A 22,524-nucleotide genomic window follows, 5' to 3' on the forward strand; every position below is an offset into this window, starting at 1 on the left:
GCCCGTTTTCGTTGGTGCGCCGCTTACTGCCGCACCGGCTTCTTCGCGAGCTTGCGCTGCAGCGTGCGGCGGTGCATGTTCAGCGCACGCGCGGTCGCCGAAATATTGTTGTTGTTCTCGGCCAGCACGCGCTGGATGTGCTCCCATTCGAGCCGGTCGACCGACAGCACGACCGGATTCTCCAACGCTTCGTCGGCCTGCACTTCGGTCGCGTTGGTCTGCAACGCGGCCAGGATCGACTCGACGTTCGCGGGCTTCGCGAGATAGTTGTCGGCGCCTTCCTTCACCGCCTGCACGGCAGTCGCGATGCTCGCGTAGCCGGTCAGCACCAGGATCCGCGCGTCGGGCTGCAGGTCGCACAGCGGCGCGATCAGGCTAAGGCCCGAATCCTCGCCGAGATGCAGGTCGACGGTGATGAACTGGAACTTGCCGCCCGCGGCGAGCCGCAGCGCCGCCTCCTTGTCGTGCGCCTGCTGGACCGCGTAACCGCGCCGCTCGAGGCCGCGCGCGAGCGTGCCCGCGAACACCTCGTTGTCGTCGATCACCAGGAAATTGTTCTCGCTCATGTGGTTTCTCCGTCTACGTGTTGGTTGAGGCGGCCGATGCCGCGACGCGCACGACCGGCAGCCGCAGTACGGCCCGCGTGCCGCGTGCGGCGGCCGCACCGGCCGGGCGGCTGTCCGGCGTGCCGGTCGTCCGTTCGGCGACGCGCTGGCCGCGCTGCGCCGATCCCGCCGCGGCGTGACCATTCGCCGCACTGCCGGCCCGCCCGTTGCCGCCCGCCGCGCGCGGCACGACATCGGACAGTTCGATCTCGCCGCCGAGCCGCGCGGCCGCGCTGAACGCGAGATACAGGCCGACCCCGTGGCCGCCCTGCGTGCTGTCGACCGGCATCGCGCCGAGCGATTCGCGCAGCGAGGCCGGAATGCCGGGCCCGTCGTCGCATACCTCGAATTCGATCTGGTCGGCCGCGCCGGCGTGCGCGACCTTCGCGGCCAGCGTCACGCGCTGCGGGCTCGCGCGCGCGGCGTTGTCGAGCAGGATCGTCAGGATCTGGCCGGCCGCGACCGTGTCGTCGAGCGCGACGCCCGCCGGGCGCGCGCCGAGCAATTCGAACTGCACGTGCGGATGCCGCAGGCGCCAGTGCTCGACGAACGTGTCGAGCCAGTCGTCCACCGGCTGGCGGCTCGCGGGCGCGCTCGCGCGGCTGCGCAGGCGCGCGAGCGCCGACGTGCAGAGCGTCATCTGTTCCTCGAGCACCTTCAGGTCGGCCCCGTAGCGGGCCAGCCCCGGATCGTCGCGGGCCGCGTCGCGCAGCTCTTCGGCGAGCATCGCGATCGTCGACAGCGGCGTGCCCATCTCGTGCGCGACGGTGGCGGCCTGCACGCCGAGCGCGACCGCCCGCTCGTCGCGCAGCAGGTGCTGCTGCGCCTCGCCGAGCGCCGCATCGCGCTGGCGCAGCGCATTCGACATGCGCGCGACGAACCACGCGATCAGCCCGACGCTGACCATGAAGTTCGCCCACATCCCGGTACGGTAGTAGTCGAACAGGTTCGCGGGATTGTCCATGTTGAGCGGCACCGAGTCGAAACCGAGCGCCGCGTAGCACGCGACCGCGAACGCCGCGAGCCAGATCATCAGGTGCCACGGCAGCACGGCCGCCGCGATCGCGAGCGAAGGCAAGTACAGCGACACGAACGGATTGGTCGTGCCGCCCGACAGGAACAGCAGCGCGGACAGCGCACCGAGGTCGACCCACAATTGGCCGAGCAGCTCGAAGTTGGTCTCGGGCCGCGCGCGCAGCACGCGCACCCAGGTCAGCGCGTTGAAAACGATTTCGAGCGCAATGACCATCAGCATCGCCGGCAACGGCAGATGCACGCCGAAATAGGTCTGCACGACGCCGATCGTCACGAGCTGGCCGATGATCGCGAGATTGCGGAGCCAGAACAGGTGACTGAGGTTGACGCGCCCGGTGGTGGTGATTCGTTGCATCCGAGCAGTTTACCCGTTTAGCGGGCGGCGCCTCTAGCGGGGCCGGATCGGGGCGCATTGAACGGGAAGCCGCGTGTGCAGCCGATGCCGTCAGCCGGCCGCGCCGGCCATCCGCTGCGCGATCTCGTCGGCCAGGCACTCGGGGCAGCGGCAGCGGGCGCCGGCCGCGGGCGGCGTACCGCCGGGCAAGACCGGCATCGACGCGCACCAGCATTCGAACGGCTGCGTGCGGGCGCCGCAGTCGAAGCTGCGCCCGCAGTGCGGGCAGCGCGCGCGGCGCGGGGCGGAACGGGCGTCGGCGGCGGAATCGGTCATGGCGGAGCGCTCGAGCGGGCGGGAAGCCGCCCTACGCGACAAGCATAGCGCGGCGAACGGATTTTGCACGCCGGCCGTTCGGCCGAGGGCCATTTCCAATGCTCGCGCCCCCTCGCCGCCACCGCCCGCACAGCGCTGCCCGCAGCGTGGCCCACATCGCGCCGCGCCATAGCCGGCGGGCCGCCGCGCGCGGTGCCCGGGCCGCGCCGCCGGTGTTCCGGCCCGTCCAAAAACCCGATGCTGCGCTGCGCCACTCCTGTACAATTCGCCGTGTTTCAACCGTTCCCAGCCAGAGCCGCCGCCATGTCCGAGCCCATCGACCTCTCGCAGATCGCCCCCACGCTGAAAGCAGAAATCCTCGCCGAGGCACTGCCGTACATTCGCCGTTACCACGGCAAGACCGTGGTCATCAAATACGGCGGCAACGCGATGACGGAAGAGCGGCTCAAGCAAGGCTTCGCGCGCGACGTGATCCTGCTGAAACTGGTCGGCATCAATCCGGTGATCGTCCACGGCGGCGGTCCGCAGATCGATCACGCACTGAAGAAGATCGGCAAGGCCGGCACCTTCATCCAGGGCATGCGCGTCACCGACGAAGAGACGATGGAAGTCGTCGAATGGGTGCTGGGCGGCGAAGTGCAGCAGGACATCGTGATGCTGATCAACCACTTCGGCGGCCACGCGGTGGGCCTGACGGGCAAGGACGGCGGCCTGATCCATGCGCGCAAGCTGCTGATGCCGGACCGCGACAACCCGGGCCAGTACATCGACATCGGCCAGGTCGGCGAAGTCGAGGCGATCAACCCGGCGGTCGTGAAGGCGCTGCAGGACGACGCGTTCATCCCGGTGATCTCGCCGATCGGCTTCGGTGAGGATGGCCTCTCCTACAACATCAACGCCGACCTCGTCGCGGGCAAGCTCGCCACCGTGCTGAACGCCGAGAAGCTGCTGATGATGACGAACATCCCGGGCGTGATGGACAAGGACGGCAACCTGCTGACCGATCTCTCCGCACGCGAGATCGATGCGCTGTTCGAAGACGGCACGATCTCCGGCGGCATGCTGCCGAAGATCTCGTCGGCGCTCGACGCCGCGAAGAGCGGCGTGAAGTCGGTGCACATCGTCGACGGCCGGATCGAGCACTCGGTACTGCTGGAAATCCTGACCGAGCAGCCGTTCGGCACGATGATCCGCTCGCATTGAGCAAGCGCAGCAAGACCGCCACACCCGACTTGCCGGCCCCGCTGCGGCGCCGGCGCGTGTCGCGCAGCCGGCCCCGCGCCGGCGCGCCGGTGTGGCTGTTCGATCTCGACAACACCCTTCACCACGCATCGCACGCGATCTTTCCCGAGATCAACCGCGCGATGACGCAGTACATCATCGATGCACTGCAGGTCGAGCGCGCCGAAGCCGACCGCCTGCGCACCGGCTACACCGAGCGCTACGGCGCCGCGCTCCTCGGCCTCACGCGCCATCATCCGATCGACCCGCACGACTTCCTGCGCGTCGTCCACACGTTTTCCGACCTGCCGGCGATGGTGCGCGCCGAGCGCGGCCTCGCGCGCATCGTCGCCGCGCTGCCGGGCCGCAAGCTGATCCTGACCAACGCGCCGGAGAACTATGCGCGCGCGGTGCTGCGCGAGCTGCGCATCGAGCGGCTGTTCGAGCGCGTGATCGCGATCGAGCACATGCGCGACCGCCGCACCTGGCGCGCGAAGCCCGATCACACGATGCTGCGCCGGACGCTGCGTGCCGCGAACGCACGCATGGCCGACACGATCCTCGTCGAAGATACGCGCGGCCACCTGAAGCGCTACAAGCGTCTCGGCATCGGCACGGTATGGATCACGGGGCACCTGCCGGGCCATCTGCCGGTTACCGGACGCCCCCACTATGTCGACCAGCGCATTCGTTCGTTAAAATCGCTGCGACTGGGCACACGATCGGGGCGACAAAAATGCAGCCGACTTACCCGCAGGACCAAGCCGTAAAGGAAGACCAGGCCACACCCACCCGCGCGCGCCCGAAACCGGGCGAGCGCCGCGTGATGATCCTGCAGACGCTCGCGGCAATGCTCGAGGCGCCGAAACCCGAGAAAATCACGACCGCCGCGCTCGCGGCCCGGCTCGACGTGTCGGAAGCCGCGCTGTACCGGCACTTCCCCAGCAAGGCGAAGATGTACGAAGGGCTGATCGAGTTCATCGAGCAGGCCCTCTTCGGGCTCGTCAACCAGATCGTCGCGAAAGAGCCGAACGGCGTGCAACAGGCACGCACGATCGCACTGACGATGCTCAATTTCGCCGCCAAGAACCCCGGCATGACACGCGTGCTGACCGGCGAGGCGCTGGTCGGCGAGGACGAGCGGCTCACCGAGCGCGTGAACCAGCTGCTCGACCGCATCGAGGCGACCGTCAAGCAATGCCTGCGCGTCGCGCGCACCGAGGCGAACACGCCGCAGGACGGCGGGCTGCCGTTCGTGCTGCCGGCCGACTACGATCCGGCTGCCCGCGCGAGCCTGCTCGTCAGCTACGTGATCGGCCGATGGCACCGTTTCGCGAAGGGCGGGTTCCAGAAACCGCCGGGCGAACAGGCCGATGCGCATCTGCGGCTGATCCTGCAGTGAGATGACGCGGGCGCGGCGGCCCCACCTCTGCGCCCGAATCCGCGCGCCGCGATTTCCGCTATACTTTGCCGACTGTCGCCCCTCGGGCGGCAGCCAGACACGCGCCGATTTGCTGACTCGATTGCGGGCGCGCGAACCAGCCAGGGCCTTGATTCGTCGTCGCCCGGCGGTTCACTACAAATGCGGCTAAAGAGGTCGTCAGCCGCGCATCTCCGACTCCGCGCATCGCCGACACCATTTAGCTGCCCAGTCATAAGGCGGAACGAATGGAATCGATCGGCATCGTCGCTCCACAGACCATGCACTTCGCCGAACCGCTGCGCTTGCAAAGCGGCAGCGTGCTCGGCAACTATCAGCTCGTCGTCGAGACGTACGGCGAGCTCAACGCCGCGCGCTCGAACGCGGTGCTCGTCTGCCACGCGCTCAACGCGTCGCACCACGTCGCCGGCGTCTACGCGGACGATCCGCGCAGCACCGGCTGGTGGGACAACATGGTCGGCCCGGGCAAGCCGCTCGACACCAACCGCTTCTTCGTGATCGGCGTGAACAACCTCGGCTCGTGCTTCGGCTCGACCGGCCCGATGAGCGTCGACCCGTCCACCGGCAAGCCGTACGGCGCGAGCTTCCCGGTCGTCACCGTCGAGGACTGGGTGCACGCGCAGGCGCGCGTCGCGGATGCGTTCGGCATCGAGCGCTTCGCCGCGGTGATGGGCGGCAGCCTCGGCGGGATGCAGGCGCTCGCGTGGAGCCTGATGTATCCGGAGCGCGTCGCGCACTGTATCGACATCGCGTCGACGCCGAAGCTGTCCGCGCAGAACATCGCGTTCAACGAGGTCGCGCGCTCGGCGATCCTGTCCGATCCCGATTTCCACGGCGGCGACTACTACGCGCACGGCGTGAAGCCGAAGCGCGGCCTGCGCGTCGCGCGGATGATCGGGCACATCACGTACCTGTCCGACGACGACATGGCCGAGAAATTCGGCCGTGCGCTGCGCCGCGCCGACGGCGCGCTCGACGCGTACAACTTCAGCTTCGACGTCGAGTTCGAGGTCGAGTCGTACCTGCGCTACCAGGGCGACAAGTTCGCCGACTACTTCGACGCGAACACGTACCTGCTGATCACGCGCGCGCTCGACTACTTCGATCCGGCGAAGGCGTTCGACGGCAACCTGACGGCCGCGCTCGCGCACACGCAGGCGAAATACCTGATCGCGAGCTTCTCGACCGACTGGCGTTTCGCGCCGGCCCGCTCGCGCGAGATCGTGAAGGCGCTGCTCGACAACAAGCGCACGGTCAGCTACGCGGAAATCGATGCGCCGCACGGCCACGACGCGTTCCTGCTCGACGACGCGCGCTATCACAACCTGATCCGCGCGTATTACGAACGAATCGCCAACGAGGTGGGAGCATGAACCAGCAAGCGCTGAATTCCCTGTCCGCGCGCGCGGACTTCCGCACGATCGCACGCTGGGTCGAACCGCGCTCGACGGTGCTCGACCTCGGCTGCGGCGACGGCTCGCTGCTCGCGCTGCTGATGGAAGAACTGGACGTGACCGGCTACGGGATCGAGCTGAACGACGCGGGCGTGCTCGCGAGCGCGAAGAACGGCATCAACGTGATCCAGCAGAACCTGGAAGACGGCCTGCGCCTGTTCGAGGACCACAGCTTCGACATCGCGATCCTGTCGCAGACGTTGCAGACGATCCACCAGACGGCCGCGATCCTGCGCGAAACCGCGCGGGTCGGGCGCGAATGCATCGTGTCGTTCCCGAACTTCGGCTACTGGCCGCACCGGCTGTCGGTGCTGAACGGCCGGATGCCGGTGTCGAAGTCGCTGCCTTACCAGTGGCACAACACGCCGAACGTCCGGGTGCTGACGATCGAGGATTTCGAGGCGCTCGCGCCCGAAGTCGGCGTGACGATCCTCGACCGCGTGGTGCTGCATGAAGGCCAACCGATTCGATGGGGAGCGAACTGGCGTGGTAGTCTTGCTGTCTACCGCGTCAAGCGCAGCTGAGCCGGGGAGCCGTTGACGGACGCCGTCGGCGCGCCCGCACGCACGCACGTGCGGCCGCGCCGCTGCACGACCCGCGCCGCCGCCTGCGCTGCCGCCGCAATCAGTCAACGCTATCCAGTTCCAGCCCATGTCGAAAACGCCACACGAGGCGCCCGCACTCACCGCTCACGAGGATCACCCCGGCTGGCGCGCCTACCTGAACACGCACATGCTGATCTGCGTGTTCCTCGGTTTCACGTCGGGTCTGCCCCTCTTCACGCTCGTCTACCTCGTGCAGGCATGGCTGCGCTCCGAGGGCGTGAACCTGAAGGAAATCGGCCTGTTCGCGCTGATCCAGTTCCCGTACACGTGGAAGTTCCTGTGGGCGCCGCTGATGGACCGCTACGTCCCGCGCCTGCCCGGCTGGCGGCCGGGCCGCCGGCGCGGCTGGCTGCTGCTCACGCAGCTGCTGGTCGCGGGCGCGATCGCCGCGCTCGGCTTCGTGTCGCCGCGCGACTCGATCTGGACGGTCGCCGCGCTCACCACGCTCGTCGCGTTCTTCGGTGCAAGCGCCGACATCGTGATCGATGCGTACCGCCGCGAGCTGCTGCGCGACACCGAGCAGGGCCTCGGCAACGCGATCCACGTGAACGCGTACAAGCTCGCCGCGCTGATCCCCGGCTCGCTGGCGCTGATCCTGTCCGACCACCTGCCGTGGGACATCGTGTTCGCGCTCACCGGCGCGTTCATGCTGCCGGGCATCCTGATGACGCTCGTCGTGCGCGAGCCCGAAGTGGTCGGCGCACCGCCGCGCAACCTGCGCGACGCGATCGTGCTGCCGTTCCGCGAATTCATCCAGCGCGACGGCTGGGCCGGCGCGCTGCTCGTCATCGCGTTCATCTTCCTGTTCAAGATCGGCGACACGATGGCCACCACGCTGTCGACGTCGTTCTTCCTCGACATCGGCTTCTCGCGCACCGAGATCGGGATCGTCGCGAAGACCACCGCGCTCGTCGCGAGCGTCGCCGGCGGCATCATCGGCGGCATCTGGCTCGTGAAGATCGGCATCGGCCGCGGGCTGTGGATCTTCGGCGCGCTGCAGATGGTGTCGACGCTCGGCTTCGCGTGGCTCGCTCAGCTCGGCCCCGGTTCGCCGGTGCTCGCGATGCTCTACGACTTCACGGTCGCGGCCAGCCACGCGCTCGCTTCGTTCATGTCGGTGTTCGGTATCGAGATCACGCCAAAGCTGAGCCCGATGACGGTTGCCCTCGCGCTCGTCTATGGCTTCGAAACCTTCACGACGGGCCTGACGATGGCCGCGTTCGTCGCGTATATCGCGAGCACGACCGACCCGCGCTATACGGCCACGCAATTCGCGCTGTTCACGAGTCTCGCGTCGGTGCCGCGCACGCTCGCGTCGGCCGCGAGCGGCTTCATCGTCGCGAAGATCGGCTGGTTCGACTACTTCATCGTGTGCACCGCGCTCGCGATTCCCGGCATGCTGCTGCTGTTCAAGATCGCGCCGTGGAACGGGACCGCCCGCAATGGCGAGGCCAGCCGTGCGCAGTAACGGCCGGCACCGCCTCGTGCGCGTTGCGGCTTCGTTGAGCGTCGGCGCCGCGGCGCTCGCCGCGGGGTTCGCCCATGCGACCGACACCGCCGCGGGCTCCGCGCCGGCCGCGGCACCCGCTTCGCCGTCGGCGAATTCAACCCCCGCCGCCCCCGCTCAGCCGCCCACCGCCGAACCCGCGCAGCCGACCGGCGGCGCCGCGTCGACGAAGGCTTATGCGCAGACATCGCAGCAGGTCCGCTACGGCGATACCATTGCCTTCCGCACGCTGATTCCGTCGCCGCTGCTCGAGCAGCTCACCGCGAACGAATACGCGCAGATCGTGCAGGCGGCCGCCGACAGCAACCGCCTGCTGCCGGCGAACCAGCCACGCGTGAAGCGCCTGCGCGCGATCGTCGCGAAGCTCGCGCCGTATTCGGTGAAGTGGAACGACCGCGTGAAGAACTGGGCGTGGGACGTCAACGCGATCCGCTCGCGCGACATTCGCCTGACCTGCCTGCCGGGCGGCAAGGTGCTCGTATACGGCGGCCTGCTTGATCGCGTCCGCCTGAACGACGACGAGCTCGGCGTGCTGCTCGCGCACGGCATCGCGCATGCGCTGCGCGAACACGCGCGCAGCAACTTCAGCGCGACCTCGCAGACGTCGCTGCGCGCGGCCGCGTTGCCGCCGCTGTTCGGCGTCGGCGAGCCGCTGCCGCAGGCACTGAACCTCGGCGAACGCCTGCAGTCGCTCCATTACGACCCGACCGACGAGACCGAAGCCGACGTGATCGGCGGCGACATCGCCGCACGTGCGGGCTTCGATCCGCGCGCGGCGATCACGTTGTGGGACAAGCTCGCGGTCGCGACACGTGGCAACAAGGCAACGGGCTTCATCTACACGCACCCGTACAGCACCGCCCGCCGCCAGGACCTGCTGAACCGCCTGCCGGATCTCATGCCGCTGTATGCGAAGGCCGTGGGCAAGCGCGTCGACACACTGCCCGACTACGCGGGCATCAGCGCGCAGCGTCGCAAGGTCGTGCGGCGCTGAGCGCCCCGCGCGGCCGGTCGCGACGCCGCCCTACGCATCCACGTCCGCCGCGACCGGCCGCGCGCCGCTTTCGCGCATCCAGCGCACCTCGTCACCCGGGCTGCGGCCGAACAGCCGCTTGAACTCGCGGCTGAACTGCGACGCGCTCGCATAGCCGACGCGCGCGGCCGCCGCACCGGCGCCGAGCCCGTCCTGCACCATCATCAACCGTGCCTGGTGCAGCCGGGCGGCCTTCACGTACTGCATCGGCGACGTCGCCGTCACGTGCTTGAACTGCGCGTGGAACACCGCGAGGCTCATGCCGGCCTCGCGCGCGAGCGTCTCGACGTCGAGGTCGGCCTTCAGGTCCGCATGGATGCGCCGCAGCGCCTTCGCGATGCGGCCGAAGTGATGCTGCTGAACGAGCGCCGCGCGGATCGCGTCGCCCTGCTCGCCCGTCAGCACCCGATACGCGATCTCGCGCATGATCGCGGGGCCCAGCACGCGCGTGTCGTGCGGCGACGCGAGCGCTTCGAGCAGTCGCAGCACGGCATCCGCCAGCGGCGCGTCGAGCGGCGTCGAATCCACGCCGAGCGGCTCGCTGACGGGCGCACCAAGCGTCTCGTCGAGCAGGATCGCGAGCTCGGCGATCACCGCGAGATCCACGCGGATCGAGATCGCGAGAAACGGTTCGTCATGGCTCGCGAAGGTTTCGCATTCGAACGGCAGCGGCACCGACAGCACGAGATACTGCTGCGCGTCGTAGACGAACGAGCGCTCGCCGAGATAGCCGAGCTTGCGCCCCTGGCACACGACGACGATGCTCGGCTCGTACAACACGGGCATGCGCGGCGCCGGACGGCTCACGCGGATGAAGCGCACGCCGTCGAGCGCCGCGAGCGTGTCGCCCTCGTTCGGCGCGAGGCGCGTATGCAGCTCGACCATGCGGCGCTGCACACGGTCGCCCGTGTCGGTGAAAAGGGGCTCGAAGCTCATCTGCGTGGTCCTGTCCGGCAAGAGAATCTGGCTCGCAATGTAGCACCTTGAACGTGTTTTGACGGCTGTTTGCACGCAGTTCGAGAGGAATAGGCAAATCTTCCAGACCTTCGGGTATTTCACTGCGGCGCCGCGCTCCTTACGATGACGTCCTGCCTCGCCGCATCGCCACATGATGCGACGGCAGTCTGTTTCGCCGGATGCTTTCCGGACAAGGAGCCCATCGCATGAGCACTACCTATGCCTACGCGGCGACCGATTCGCGCTCGCCGCTCGCCCCGTTCGAATTCCAGCGTCGCGCGCTGCGCGACCTCGACGTCCAGATCGACGTCCTCTACTGCGGCGTCTGCCACTCGGACCTGCACCAGGCCCGCAACGAATGGCGCAACACGATCTATCCGGTCGTCCCGGGCCATGAAATCGTCGGCCGCGTGACCGCGACCGGCCCCGAAGTGACGCGCTTCAAGGTCGGCGAGCTGGTCGGCGTCGGCTGCCTCGTCGATTCGTGCCGCACCTGCGCGAGCTGCGAAGAAGGCCTCGAGCAATATTGCGAAAACGGCTTCGTCGGTACCTACAACGGCCAGGATCGCGTGACGGGCGACATCACGTTCGGCGGCTATTCGACGCAACTCGTCGTCGACGAGGCGTTCGTGCTGCGCGTGCCCGAGACGCTCGACCCGGCCGGCGCCGCGCCGCTGCTGTGCGCGGGGATCACGACCTACTCGCCGCTGCGGCAGTGGAACGTCGGCCCCGGCAAGAAGGTCGGCATCGTCGGGCTCGGCGGCCTCGGCCACATGGGCGTGAAGCTGGCGCGCGCGATGGGGGCGCACGTCGTGCTGTTCACCACGTCGCTGTCGAAGATCGAGGACGGCAAGCGGCTCGGCGCGCACGAAGTCGTGATCTCGAAGGACGAGGCGCAGATGAACGCGCACCTGAACAGCTTCGACTTCATCCTGAACACGGTCGCCGCGCAGCACGACCTGAACCCGTTCCTGCACCTGCTCAAGCGCGACGGCACGATGACGCTGGTCGGCGCGCCGGAGCACGACCATCCGTCGCCGCAGGTGTTCAACCTGATCTTCAAGCGCCGCCGCCTCGCGGGCTCGCTGATCGGCGGGATTGCGGAAACGCAGGAAATGCTCGACTTCTGCGCGGAGCACGGGATCACGTCGGACATCGAAACGATTCCGATGCAGCAGATCAACGCGGCCTACGAGCGGATGCTGAAGAGCGACGTGAAGTACCGGTTCGTGATCGACATGGCGTCGCTCAAGCAGTAAGCGCCGAAGGCGACGCGCACGATCGCCGCCCCAAACGAAACGGGCCGCATGTTCGACATGCGGCCCGTTTTTACGTCCGGCTGCTGCGCGCGCGGCGCAGCGCGGAACGTCACTTCTTGTAGTCGTAGTCCACCGTCAGCGGCGCATGGTCGCTGAACTTGATGTCCTTGAAGATCGACGTGCTTTTCGCGGTGCCGGCTACGCCCGGCGTCGCGATCTGGTAATCGATCCGCCACCCGACGTTCTTCGCATAGGCCTGGCCGCGGTTGCTCCACCATGTGTACTGCTCCGGGCGCGGATCGAGCGTGCGGAACACGTCGACGTAGCCGACGTCGTCGAACAGCTTCGTGAGCCACTCGCGCTCTTCCGGCAGGCAGCCCGAGTTCTTCTGGTTGCTCTTCCAGTTCTTGATGTCGATTTCCTTGTGGACGATGTTCACGTCGCCGCACAGGATCACCTCGCGCTTCTTCTTCAGCGCGGCGAGGTGCGGCATGAACTCGTCCATGAAGCGGTACTTCGCCTGCTGGCGCTCTTCGCCGCTCGAGCCGGACGGCACGTACACCGACACGACCGACAGCTTGCCGTAGCGCGCCTCGACATAGCGCCCTTCGGCATCGAATTCGCTGCTGCCGAAGCCGATGATCACGTCATCGGGCTCGCGGCGGCTGTACACGCCCGCGCCGCTGTAGCCCTTCTTCTCGGCGTGGTGGAAATAGCTCTTGAAGCCGTGCGGCTCGACGAATTCGGCCGGCAGGTCGTCGGCCGAGACCTTGATTTCCTGCACGCACACGCAATCGGCGTTCTGTTCGCCGAGCCACTCGAAGAAGCCCTTCTTCGCGGCGGAGCGGATGCCGTTCAGGTTGGCGGTAATCACTCGCATCATGTCGAATTCCGTTCAGTTCGATGTTTTTCAGGGGTCAGCTTAGCGGATCTTCACGCCTTCGAGCTCGGGCTTCGGCGGCGGGAATTCCAGCTTCATGTCGGTCATCGTGCGCAGCAGCAACTCGGCGATCATCACGTTGCGGTGCGTCTTCGAGTTCGCCGGGATCACGTACCACGGCGCATGCTCGGCGGACGTCGCGGCGAGCGCGTCGCGGTAGGCGGACTGGTACGCGTCCCAGTGCTTGCGCGCGTCGAGATCGGAGATGTCGAACTTCCAGTGCTTGGTCGGATCGTCGATGCGCGCCTGCAGCCGTGCGCGCTGCTCGTCCTTCGAGATGTGCAGGAAGCACTTGATGATCGTCGTGCCGTTCTCGACCAGCATCGTCTCGAAATCGCGGATCTGCCGGTAGCGGCGCTCGCACTCCTTCGCGTCGATCAGGTCGAGCACGCGCGGCACGAGCACGTCTTCATAGTGGCTGCGGTTGAAGATCGCGAGCTCGCCCGCGGCCGGCACCTGCGCATGCACGCGCCACAGGAAATCGTGCGCGGCCTCGATCGGCGTGGGCGCCTTGAACGGCACGACGCGCAGGCCGAGCGGATCGACCTCGCGGAACACCGCACGCACGGTGCCGTCCTTGCCGCTGGTATCCATCCCCTGCAGCACGAGCAGCACGCGCTTCTTCTGCTGCGTGTGCAGGCGCTCCTGCTGCACGTCGAGCTCGGTCGACACGGCCGACAGCCGCGCGCGGTCGTCGTCCTTCGAACCGGACGAGAACGGCTTCGCGGCCGGGTCGAACGCATCGAGCTTGAATGCTGCGGCTTCCTTCTCGCGCGTGCTGTACGGCACGCGAAAATCGTCGAGCGACGGTTGTTTCGCCATTCGTTCCTCCGTTGGACGCTGTGGTGCATACGATAACGCATCCACCAAAACGCAACGGGCCGCCCCGATCCGGTTCGGGGCGGCCCGTCGTCATGCGCGGTTCAGGCGCGCGGTCATGCTCAGCCGAGCTTCTTCTTCAGCAGTTCGTTGACCTGCTGCGGATTGGCCTTGCCCTTGGTCGCCTTCATCGCCTGGCCGATCAGCGCGTTGAACGCCTTTTCCTTGCCCGCGCGGAATTCCTCGACCGACTTCGCGTTCGCCGCGAGCACCTCGTCGATGATCGCTTCCAGCGCGCCGGTGTCGGAGATCTGCTTCAGCCCCTTCGCGTCGATGATGCGGTCGGCCGCCCCTTCGTCGGTCGCCTTCTCGTCCCAGATCGTCGCGAAGATTTCCTTCGCGATCTTGTTCGAGATCGTGCCGTCGGCGATGCGCTGCAGCACGAGCGCGAGCTGCGCGGCCGACACCGGAATCGCGTCGATTTCGATGCCGTCGCGGTTCAGCTGCGACGAGACGTCGCCCATCAGCCAGTTCGCGGCGATCTTCGCGTTCGCGGTGCCTGCCTTCGCGACCACGGCCTCGAAGTACGCGGCCATCGCCTTGCTCGACGTCAGCACGCCGGCGTCGTACGCGGACACGCCGTATTCGTCGGCGAAGCGCTGCTGCATCGCGGCCGGCAGCTCGGGCATCCCGGACTGCACGCGCTCGATCCAGTCCTGGCCGATCACGAGCGGCATCAGGTCGGGGTCGGGGAAGTAGCGGTAGTCGTGCGCGTCTTCCTTGCTGCGCATCGAACGCGTCTCGCGCTTGTCCGGATCGTAGAGGCGCGTTTCCTGCACGACTTCGCCGCCGTCCTCGATCAGTTCGATCTGGCGACGCACTTCGTAGTTGATCGCTTCCTCGAGGAACCGGAACGAGTTCAGGTTCTTGATTTCCGCACGCGTGCCGAACTTCTCCTGGCCGACCGGGCGCACCGACACGTTCGCGTCGCAGCGGAACGAGCCTTCCTGCATGTTGCCGTCGCAGATGCCGAGCCACACGACGAGCCCGTGCAGCGCCTTCGCGTAGGCCACCGCCTCGGCCGCGCTGCGCATTTCCGGCTCGGTGACGATCTCGAGCAGCGGCGTGCCCGCGCGGTTCAGGTCGATCCCCGTCATCCCGGCGAAGTCTTCATGCAGCGACTTGCCCGCATCTTCCTCGAGGTGCGCGCGGGTCAGGTTGACCGTCTTCTCGTACGCTTCCTTGCCGGCCTTCTCGTTGGCGGGCACCTGGATCGTGATCTGGCCGCCCTGCACGACCGGAATCTCGTACTGGCTGATCTGATAGCCCTTCGGCAGATCGGGGTAGAAATAATTCTTGCGCGCGAAGATGCTGCGCGGCGCGATGGTCGAGCCGATCGCCAGGCCGAAGCGAATCGCGCGTTCGACCGCGCCGCGGTTCAGCACCGGCAGCACGCCCGGCAGCGCCAGGTCGACCGGGCAGGCCTGCGTGTTCGGCTCGGCGCCGAACTGCGTCGATGCGCCCGAGAAGATCTTCGAGACGGTCGACAGTTGCGCGTGCGTCTCGAGACCGATGACGACTTCCCATTGAGTTGCCATATGCTTACGCTCCAGCCGGAACTTGCTTGTGCCAGTCGGTCGCGCGCTGGAACGCGTCGGCGACCTGCAGCATCCGGGCTTCGTTGAAATAGTTGCCGATGATCTGCAGGCCGACCGGGCGCTTCGCATTCGCGCCCGCGCCGAAGCCGCACGGCACGCTCATGCCGGGCAGGCCGGCGAGGCTCACCGACAGCGTGTAGATATCCGCGAGATACATCTGCACCGGATCGTCGCCCTTCGAGCCGAGATCCCATGCGACCGTCGGCGACGCCGGGCCCATGATCACGTCGCAGGACTTGAACGCTTCCTGGAAATCGTTCGCGATGATGCGGCGGATCTTCTGCGCCTGCAGGTAGTACGCGTCGTAGTAGCCGTGCGACAGCACGTACGTGCCGACCAGGATCCGGCGCTTCACTTCAGGCCCGAAGCCTTCCGCGCGCGACTTCTTGTACATGTCGAGCAGGTCGCCGTACTGCGCGGCGCGGTGGCCGAAGCGCACGCCGTCGAATCGCGACAGGTTCGACGACGCCTCCGCCGGCGCGATCACGTAGTACACGGGGATCGACAGTTCCGTCTTCGGCAGCGACACGGGCACGAGCGTCGCGCCGAGCGCTTCGTATTGCTTGAGCGCCGCGTCGATCGCCGCGCGCACGTCGTCGGCGAGGCCATCGCCGAAATACTCGTTCGGCAGGCCGATGCGCAGGCCCGCGAGCGGCTTGCCCGCGTCGTTGCCGGCCGCCCACGGCTGGCCGAGGTGGCGCGTGAAATCCTCGTCGTCACGCTCGAGGCTCGTCGAGTCGCGCTCGTCGAAGCCGGCCATCCCGTTCAGCAGCAGCGCGCAGTCGGACGCGCTCTGCGCCATCGGGCCGCCCTGGTCGAGCGACGACGCGAACGCGATCATCCCGTAGCGCGACACGCGGCCGTAGGTCGGCTTGATGCCGGTGACGCCCGCGAACGACGCGGGCTGGCGGATCGAGCCGCCGGTGTCGGTGCCGGTCGCGGCCGGCGCGAGGCGCGCGGCCACCGCGGCCGAGCTGCCGCCCGAGCTGCCGCCCGGCACCGCGTTCGTGTCCCACGGGTTCTTCACCGCGCCGAACGCCGAATTCTCGTTGGACGAGCCCATCGCGAACTCGTCCATGTTGGTCTTGCCGAGCGTGACCATGCCGGCCGCCTGCAGGCGGGCAACGACGGTCGCGTCGAACGGGCTCTCGTAATTCGCGAGCATCTTCGAGCCGGCGGTCGAGCGCCAGCCGCGCGTGACGAAGACATCCTTGTGCGCGATCGGCAGGCCGGTGAGCGCGCCGCCCGCGCCGCGCGCGAGCTCGGCATCGGCGGCTTTCGCCTGCGCGAGGGTGAGATCGGCGTCGACGTGGACGAACGCGTTCAGGTCGCGCGCGGCTTCGATCCGTTTCAGGTAGAGCTGCGCGAGCTCGACGGCCGAGCATTCCTTGGCGGCGAGCGCGGCGCGCAGTTCGGTCAGGCTTTTTGCGTGCATTGAGTGGTTTTCCTGGGAATTCTGGGTGGCGCGCGGCGCAAACGCGGCGGCGCGCTTGTCATCGAATGCTTACTCGATCACCTTCGGCACGAGATAGAGGCCGTCCTGGACGGCCGGCGCCGGACGCTGGTTGTCGTCGCGATTGACGACTTCCGTCACGGCGTCGTCGCGCAGGCGCTGCGCGACTGCCTGGATCTGTTCGATCGGGTGGGCGAGCGGCGCGATGCCGGCGGTGTCGACCGCCTGCATCTGCTCGACGAGGCCGAAGAGTTCATTGAGCTGGCCGAGCATGTGCTCGGCGTCGGCGTCGGCCATTTCGAGTCGCGCCAGGTGCGCGATGCGTTTCACATCGGTCAGGGTCAGGGCCATGCGATCACCGGAAAAACAAGGCTGCGCAGCGCATCGAAAGCAGCGCTGCGGCGGGGGGTTGGAGGGTGCGATCCCACCCTCAAAAATCGGGGCCGAAGCGGCAAAAATACCGCCCGTTTCGATTCAAATACCGTGAAATTATAAGGTATCATTACGCGTTCGACCCAAACCCGGCAGCCTTTTCCCGCACCGTTTCGCCCCGCTTCGGCAGGCCGTGCGTGCATCGTGCGATCCCCGGTAGACATCACTCGCAGCTTCGTGCGCCGCGGCGGCCGCTTCCGCCACGCTTCCCGAGGCTGTTATTTTTTCCGCTGCCGCCCTCAGCGCTCGCTATGCAGGGCCGGCCCAGAGCGAAACAGGATTCTGAATGTTCGGTTTTTTGCGCAGCTACTTCTCCAACGATCTCGCGATCGACCTCGGCACCGCAAACACCCTGATCTACATGCGCGGCAAGGGCATCGTGCTCGATGAGCCCTCCGTGGTGTCGATCCGCCAGGAAGGCGGCCCCAACGGCAAGAAGACCATCCAGGCAGTCGGCAAGGAAGCCAAGCAGATGCTCGGCAAGGTGCCGGGCAACATCGAGGCGATCCGCCCGATGAAGGACGGCGTGATCGCCGACTTCACCGTCACCGAGCAGATGATCAAGCAGTTCATCAAGACGGCCCACGAGTCGCGCATGTTCTCGCCGTCGCCGCGGATCATCATCTGCGTGCCGTGCGGCTCGACCCAGGTCGAGCGCCGCGCGATCAAGGAAGCCGCGCACGGCGCCGGCGCCTCGCAGGTCTACCTGATCGAAGAGCCGATGGCCGCTGCGATCGGCGCGGGCCTGCCGGTGTCGGAAGCCACCGGCTCGATGGTCGTCGACATCGGCGGCGGCACGACGGAAGTCGGCGTGATCTCGCTCGGCGGCATCGTGTACAAGGGTTCGGTGCGCGTCGGCGGCGACAAGTTCGACGAGGCGATCGTCAACTACATCCGCCGCAACTACGGGATGCTGATCGGCGAACAGACCGCCGAGGCGATCAAGAAGGAAATCGGCTCCGCGTTCCCGGGCTCCGAAGTCAAGGAAATGGAAGTGAAGGGCCGCAACCTGTCGGAAGGCATTCCGCGCAGCTTCACGATCTCCAGCAACGAAATCCTCGAAGCGCTGACCGATCCGCTGAACCAGATCGTGTCGTCGGTGAAGATCGCGCTCGAACAGACGCCGCCGGAACTCGGCGCCGACATCGCCGAACGCGGGATGATGCTGACGGGCGGCGGCGCACTGCTGCGCGACCTCGATCGCCTGCTGGCGGAAGAAACCGGCCTGCCGGTGCTCGTCGCGGAAGATCCGCTCACCTGTGTCGTGCGTGGTTCGGGCATGGCGCTCGAGCGCATGGACAAGCTGGGCAGCATCTTCTCGTACGAGTGATCGTCCAGGCAGTTCCCTGACATGACGCAACCGCGGCGTGGCCGGCTCGCTCGTTTAGAACGAACCGCCGCGCCGTTTGCGCGTCTGAGCATCATTTAACCGATCATTCGCGCCCGGCGCCGACCATGGAATACAGTCCGCCGCCCCTCTTCAAGCAAGGTCCGCCCGCGCTCGCGCGGCTCATCTTCTTCGTTGCCCTCGCCATCGCGCTCCTCGTCTCGGACGCGCGCTTCAGCACGCTCGAAATCGTCCGCGGCGTGCTCGGCACCGTGCTCTATCCGCTGCAGCGCGCCGCGCTCGTGCCGCGCGACCTGTTCATGGGCGCGGCCGACATCGCCGTCACCGGCGCATCGCTGCGCCACGAGAACGACGACCTCCGCAAGCGCAACCTGCAGCTGTCCACGCAAGCCAACCAGGCCGCCGTGCTCACGCAGGAGAACGCGCACCTGCGCGCGGTGCTCGAGCTGCGCCAGCACATCGCGACACAGTCGACGCCGGCCGAGATCCAGTACGACACGAGCGATCCGTTCACGCAGAAGATCGTGATCGGCCAGGGTTCGCAGCAGGGCATCCAGAACGGCGCGCCCGTCGTCAGCGAGAACGGCGTGGTCGGCCAGGTCACGCGCGTGTTCCCGCTGCAGTCCGAAGTCACGCTGGTCACCGACCGCGATCTCGCGATTCCCGTGCAGGTGCTGCGCACCGGCCTGCGCAGCGTGATCTACGGCACGCCGAAGGGCGATTCGCTCGATTTGCGCTTCGTGCCGACCAGCGCGGATCTCGTCGTCGGCGACGAGCTCGTCACGAGCGGCCTCGACGGCGTCTATCCACCCGGCCTGCCGGTCGCGAAGGTCGTGCGCGTCGACAAGCTCGCCGATACGGCGTTCGCACGCGTGACCTGCGCACCGATCGCCGCCGTGCGCGGCGCGCGCCAGATGCTCGTGCTGCATTACCAGAACGACATCCCGCCGCGCCCGGCCGAGCCCGATCCGGCCGCCGACAAGAACGCGAAGGGCAAGAAAGGCGCGAAAGCCGCCGCGAAGGGCGAAAAGAGCGAGAAGGCCGACAAGGCTGACGCGAACGCGAAGCCGGCCGCCGCGGCCCAGCCCGGCGCGAAGCCTGCGGCACCGGCCGCGCCGGCCAAGCCCGCCGCCACGCCCGCGAAGCCCGCGGCCGGGCAATCAGGAGCCCAGCGATGAATCGCCCGCAATACATCCTGCAGCCGGTCAATCCGTACTTCATCGTCTTCAGCCTCGCCGCCGCGTTCCTGCTGAACCTGATGCCGTGGGGCCGCCTGCCCGGCGTGCCCGACTTCGTCGCCCTCGTGCTGCTGTTCTGGAACATCCACCAGCCGCGCAAGGTCGGGATGGGCGTCGCATTCGCGCTCGGCATCCTGATGGACGTGCATGACGCGGGGCTGCTCGGCGAGCATGCGCTCGCCTATACGCTGCTGTCGTACGGCGCGATCACGATCCACCGCCGCGTGCTGTGGATGCCGATCGGCGTGCAGGTGCTGTACGTCACGCCGCTCCTGGTCGTCGCGCAGCTCGTGCCGTTCGTGATCCGCCTCGTGATGGGCGCCGCGTTCCCCGGCTGGCGCTACCTGGTCGACGGCTTCGTCGAGGCCGCGCTGTGGCCGATCGCGAGCCACCTGCTGCTGATGCCGCAACGCCGCCCGGTCGATCCGGACGATACGCGCCCCATCTGAGCCCGGGGCCCGCCTTGAATACCCGCCGCCTCCACGCCCGCTGCGCGCCTCGCTCCGGGGCGGCACCTCGCCCGCGCCCGCACGGCGCGCGCGGGCCAGACCGATCGTAACCGCATGACCGAATTCAACGACACCCAACAGCAGCTCTCGAAGTTCCGCCTGCGCGTCGCGGCGGCGGGCGTGTTCGTGTTCGTCTGCTTCGGGCTGCTCGCGAGCCGCTTCTTCTACCTGCAGTTGATGCAGCACGGCAAATACGCGCTGCAGGCCGAGGAAAACCGCATCTCCGTTGCGCCGATCGTGCCGAACCGCGGGATCATCACCGACCGCAACGGCGTGATCCTCGCGAAGAACTATTCGGCCTATACGCTCGAGATCACGCCGTCGAAGCTCGACGACACGCTCGACAACACGATCGACAAGCTGTCCGAGATCATCCCGATCGACGCGCGCGACCGCCGCCGCTTCAAGAAGCTGCAGGAAGACTCGAAGAACTTCGAGAGCCTGCCGATCCGCACCCGCCTCACCGACGCCGAAGTCGCGCGCTTCACCGCGCAGCGCTTCCGCTTCCCCGGCGTCGACGTGCGCGCACGGCTGTTCAGGCAATATCCGCTCGGCACGACGGCCGCGCACGTGATCGGCTACATCGGCCGGATCTCGAAGCGCGACCAGGATCGCATCGACGCGATGAGCGACGACAACGACAGCGATCAGGAAAACTACGATCCGCGCCGCGACGCGAACAACTACAAGGGCACCGACTACATCGGCAAGATCGGCGTCGAGCAGAGCTACGAGACCGAGCTGCACGGGCTGACGGGCTTCGAGGAAGTCGAGGTGACGGCCGGCGGCCGGCCGGTGCGCACGCTGTCGCGCACGCAGGCGACGCCCGGCAACAACCTCGTGCTGTCGCTCGACATCGGGCTGCAGCAGGTGGCCGAGCAGGCGTTCGCCGGCAAGCGCGGCGCGCTGGTCGCGATCGAGCCGAAGACGGGCGACGTGCTCGCGTTCGTGTCGTCGCCGAGCTTCGACCCGAACTCGTTCGTCGACGGCATCGACCAGCAGACCTGGGACGAGCTGAACAACTCGACCGACAAGCCGCTCCTGAACCGCCCGCTGCACGGCACCTACCCGCCCGGCTCGACGTACAAGCCGTTCATGGCGCTCGCCGGCCTGACGCTCGGCAAGCGCACGCCGGGCTGGGGCTTCCAGGATCCCGGCTACTTCACGTTCGGCGGCCACACGTTCCGCAACGACGTGCGCTCGGGCCAGGGCTGGGTCGACATGAACAAGGCGATCATGGTGTCGAACGACACCTACTTCTACATGCTCGCGCGCGACCTCGGCGTGAACTCGATCGCGAACTTCATGAAGCCGTTCGGCTTCGGCCAGATCACCGGGATCGACATCCAGGGCGAGGCGCGCGGGATCCTGCCATCGACCGACTGGAAGAAGAAAGCGTTCAAGAAGGCCGCGCAGCAGAAGTGGTTCGACGGCGAGACGATCAGCCTCGGGATCGGCCAGGGCTACAACTCGTTCACGATCCTGCAGCTCGCGCACGCGACCGCGACGCTCGCGAACAACGGCGTCGTGATGAAGCCTCACCTCGTGAAGGAAGTCGAGGATCCGATCACGCGCGGGCGCCGCCTGACCGTGCCGAAGGAAAGCGAAACGATCCCGCTCAAGCAGGCCGACATCGACGTCGTGAAGCGCGGGATGGAGAACGTGATCGAGAACCCGTCCGGCACCGCGTACAAGGTGTTCCGCGGCGCGCCGTACCTCGCCGCCGGCAAGACCGGTACCGCGCAGGTGTTTTCGCTGCAAGGCTCCAACTACAAGGGCCACCTGCTCGCCGAGCACCTGCGCGACCACGCGCTGTTCATCGCGTACGCGCCGGTCGACCATCCGCAGATCGCCGTTGCGCTGGTCGTCGAGAACGGCGGCTGGGGTGCGCAGGCCGCCGGCCCGATCGCGCGCCGCGTGCTCGACTTCTACCTCGTCGACCGCCAGAACCCGCAGAACGAGGCCGCGGCCGTGGCTGCCGCGGCGTCGGCGACCGAACCCATCAACGCGCCGGTGATCGGCGACGCGAACAAGCCGGCTGCCGTCGCGGCCGGCTTCACCGCGCTGCCGCAGCCGGTCGTGCCGACCGCGGCCAGCGCGGCGGAAGCGGCATCGGCCGCGGCCGCGTCCGAAGCTGCGGCTGCCGCCAGCGCCAGCGCTGCCCCGCCGGCCAACGCCAGTGCCGCTGCGCCGCGGGCCGCGAGCCTGCCGCCGATCCGGCGCCCGCACCGGCCACGCCGGCCCGCCAGCGATGCGCAGCCGCTCGTCGCCACGCCGCGCGACGACAATCACCGTGCAACGGCCCCCGCGAAAGCGGCGGACGCCGGCACCGCTCATTAA

At 67.7% G+C, this 22,524-nt stretch carries 21 protein-coding genes; 12 read left to right on the forward strand and 9 right to left on the reverse strand.

Annotated elements, in window-relative coordinates:
* Positions 1-23: 23 nt before the first annotated feature.
* From CFB41_RS16475 to CFB41_RS16485, 3 genes are all read right to left on the reverse strand, one after another.
* Entirely contained in the window at positions 24-566 is a 543-nt protein-coding gene (locus CFB41_RS16475; protein ID WP_021156278.1) for a response regulator transcription factor, read from the reverse strand.
* A 13-nt stretch (positions 567-579) separates the two neighbouring features.
* Positions 580-1,995 (reverse strand): ATP-binding protein, encoded by a 1,416-nt coding sequence (locus tag CFB41_RS16480; protein ID WP_089457106.1) that lies wholly within the window; start codon positions 1,993-1,995, stop codon positions 580-582.
* A gap of 90 nt (positions 1,996-2,085) precedes the next feature.
* Positions 2,086-2,310: a cysteine-rich CWC family protein gene (locus CFB41_RS16485; RefSeq protein WP_089426574.1), complete on the reverse strand. Its 225-nt coding sequence runs from the start codon at positions 2,308-2,310 to the stop codon at positions 2,086-2,088.
* Positions 2,311-2,613: 303 nt separating this feature from the next.
* Here CFB41_RS16485 and argB point away from each other — a divergent pair, with 303 nt between their 5' ends.
* The 7 genes from argB to CFB41_RS16530 all read left to right on the forward strand — a co-directional run bounded on the left by argB (position 2,614) and on the right by CFB41_RS16530 (position 9,532).
* Positions 2,614-3,513: an acetylglutamate kinase gene (gene argB, locus CFB41_RS16495; protein ID WP_006490510.1), complete on the forward strand. Its 900-nt coding sequence runs from the start codon at positions 2,614-2,616 to the stop codon at positions 3,511-3,513.
* On the forward strand, positions 3,510-4,301 hold the full coding sequence (locus CFB41_RS16500; RefSeq protein WP_089457107.1) for a pyrimidine 5'-nucleotidase: 792 nt from the start codon (positions 3,510-3,512) through the stop codon (positions 4,299-4,301). The genes argB and CFB41_RS16500 overlap by 4 nt, the downstream gene beginning before the upstream one ends.
* Entirely contained in the window at positions 4,268-4,933 is a 666-nt protein-coding gene (slmA, locus tag CFB41_RS16505; RefSeq protein WP_089457108.1) for a nucleoid occlusion factor SlmA, read from the forward strand. The genes CFB41_RS16500 and slmA overlap by 34 nt, the downstream gene beginning before the upstream one ends.
* Positions 4,934-5,199: 266 nt before the next feature.
* Positions 5,200-6,345: a homoserine O-acetyltransferase gene (locus CFB41_RS16515; protein ID WP_089457109.1), complete on the forward strand. Its 1,146-nt coding sequence runs from the start codon at positions 5,200-5,202 to the stop codon at positions 6,343-6,345.
* Positions 6,342-6,950 carry a methionine biosynthesis protein MetW gene (gene metW / locus CFB41_RS16520; RefSeq protein WP_006755281.1) on the forward strand — a complete coding sequence of 203 codons (609 nt, stop codon included), beginning with the start codon at positions 6,342-6,344 and terminating at the stop codon, positions 6,948-6,950. Before CFB41_RS16515 ends, metW begins: the two co-directional genes overlap by 4 nt.
* Before the next feature lie 127 nt (positions 6,951-7,077).
* Positions 7,078-8,499, forward strand: coding sequence for an AmpG family muropeptide MFS transporter (locus CFB41_RS16525; RefSeq protein ID WP_089457110.1), 1,422 nt, complete (start codon positions 7,078-7,080; stop codon positions 8,497-8,499).
* A complete protein-coding gene (locus tag CFB41_RS16530; RefSeq protein WP_373558620.1) occupies positions 8,474-9,532 on the forward strand; it encodes a M48 family metallopeptidase in 1,059 nt (352 codons plus the stop codon). The genes CFB41_RS16525 and CFB41_RS16530 overlap by 26 nt, the downstream gene beginning before the upstream one ends.
* A gap of 30 nt (positions 9,533-9,562) precedes the next feature.
* Here the strand turns inward: CFB41_RS16530 and CFB41_RS16535 are convergent, their stop codons facing one another.
* Positions 9,563-10,507, reverse strand: a complete 945-nt coding sequence (locus CFB41_RS16535) for an AraC family transcriptional regulator (protein ID WP_089457111.1) — start codon at positions 10,505-10,507, stop codon at positions 9,563-9,565.
* 227 nt (positions 10,508-10,734) lie between these two features.
* Between CFB41_RS16535 and CFB41_RS16540 the strand changes: the two genes are divergently transcribed.
* A complete protein-coding gene (locus tag CFB41_RS16540; protein ID WP_089457112.1) occupies positions 10,735-11,787 on the forward strand; it encodes an NAD(P)-dependent alcohol dehydrogenase in 1,053 nt (350 codons plus the stop codon).
* A gap of 109 nt (positions 11,788-11,896) precedes the next feature.
* On the opposite strand, the gene CFB41_RS16545 is transcribed toward CFB41_RS16540, so the two are convergent.
* The 5 genes from CFB41_RS16545 to gatC form a co-directional block, all read right to left on the reverse strand.
* Complete coding sequence (locus CFB41_RS16545) at positions 11,897-12,670, reverse strand: exodeoxyribonuclease III (RefSeq protein ID WP_089457113.1); 774 nt, start codon at positions 12,668-12,670, stop codon at positions 11,897-11,899.
* A gap of 39 nt (positions 12,671-12,709) precedes the next feature.
* The gene (locus CFB41_RS16550) at positions 12,710-13,549 is read right to left on the reverse strand and encodes a polyphosphate kinase 2 family protein (protein WP_089457114.1); all 840 of its coding nucleotides are present in this window, start codon (positions 13,547-13,549) and stop codon (positions 12,710-12,712) included.
* A gap of 119 nt (positions 13,550-13,668) precedes the next feature.
* On the reverse strand, positions 13,669-15,144 hold the full coding sequence (gatB, locus tag CFB41_RS16555; protein WP_089457115.1) for an Asp-tRNA(Asn)/Glu-tRNA(Gln) amidotransferase subunit GatB: 1,476 nt from the start codon (positions 15,142-15,144) through the stop codon (positions 13,669-13,671).
* 4 nt (positions 15,145-15,148) lie between these two features.
* A complete protein-coding gene (gene gatA / locus CFB41_RS16560; RefSeq protein WP_089457116.1) occupies positions 15,149-16,639 on the reverse strand; it encodes an Asp-tRNA(Asn)/Glu-tRNA(Gln) amidotransferase subunit GatA in 1,491 nt (496 codons plus the stop codon).
* Between the two features lie 69 nt (positions 16,640-16,708).
* Entirely contained in the window at positions 16,709-17,008 is a 300-nt protein-coding gene (gene gatC / locus CFB41_RS16565) for an Asp-tRNA(Asn)/Glu-tRNA(Gln) amidotransferase subunit GatC (RefSeq protein ID WP_089426585.1), read from the reverse strand.
* A gap of 367 nt (positions 17,009-17,375) precedes the next feature.
* Here gatC and CFB41_RS16570 point away from each other — a divergent pair, with 367 nt between their 5' ends.
* The 4 genes from CFB41_RS16570 to mrdA all read left to right on the forward strand — a co-directional run bounded on the left by CFB41_RS16570 (position 17,376) and on the right by mrdA (position 22,524).
* A complete protein-coding gene (locus CFB41_RS16570; protein WP_004189550.1) occupies positions 17,376-18,419 on the forward strand; it encodes a rod shape-determining protein in 1,044 nt (347 codons plus the stop codon).
* Between the two features lie 125 nt (positions 18,420-18,544).
* Complete coding sequence (gene mreC, locus CFB41_RS16575; RefSeq protein WP_089426586.1) at positions 18,545-19,615, forward strand: rod shape-determining protein MreC; 1,071 nt, start codon at positions 18,545-18,547, stop codon at positions 19,613-19,615.
* Positions 19,612-20,124: a rod shape-determining protein MreD gene (mreD, locus tag CFB41_RS16580; RefSeq protein ID WP_009687274.1), complete on the forward strand. Its 513-nt coding sequence runs from the start codon at positions 19,612-19,614 to the stop codon at positions 20,122-20,124. The genes mreC and mreD overlap by 4 nt, the downstream gene beginning before the upstream one ends.
* A 114-nt stretch (positions 20,125-20,238) precedes the next feature.
* Positions 20,239-22,524: a penicillin-binding protein 2 gene (mrdA, locus tag CFB41_RS16585; protein WP_089457117.1), complete on the forward strand. Its 2,286-nt coding sequence runs from the start codon at positions 20,239-20,241 to the stop codon at positions 22,522-22,524.

Origin of the sequence: Burkholderia sp. AU33803 (genome assembly GCF_002223095.1) — a bacterium.
Lineage (GTDB): Bacteria > Pseudomonadota > Gammaproteobacteria > Burkholderiales > Burkholderiaceae > Burkholderia.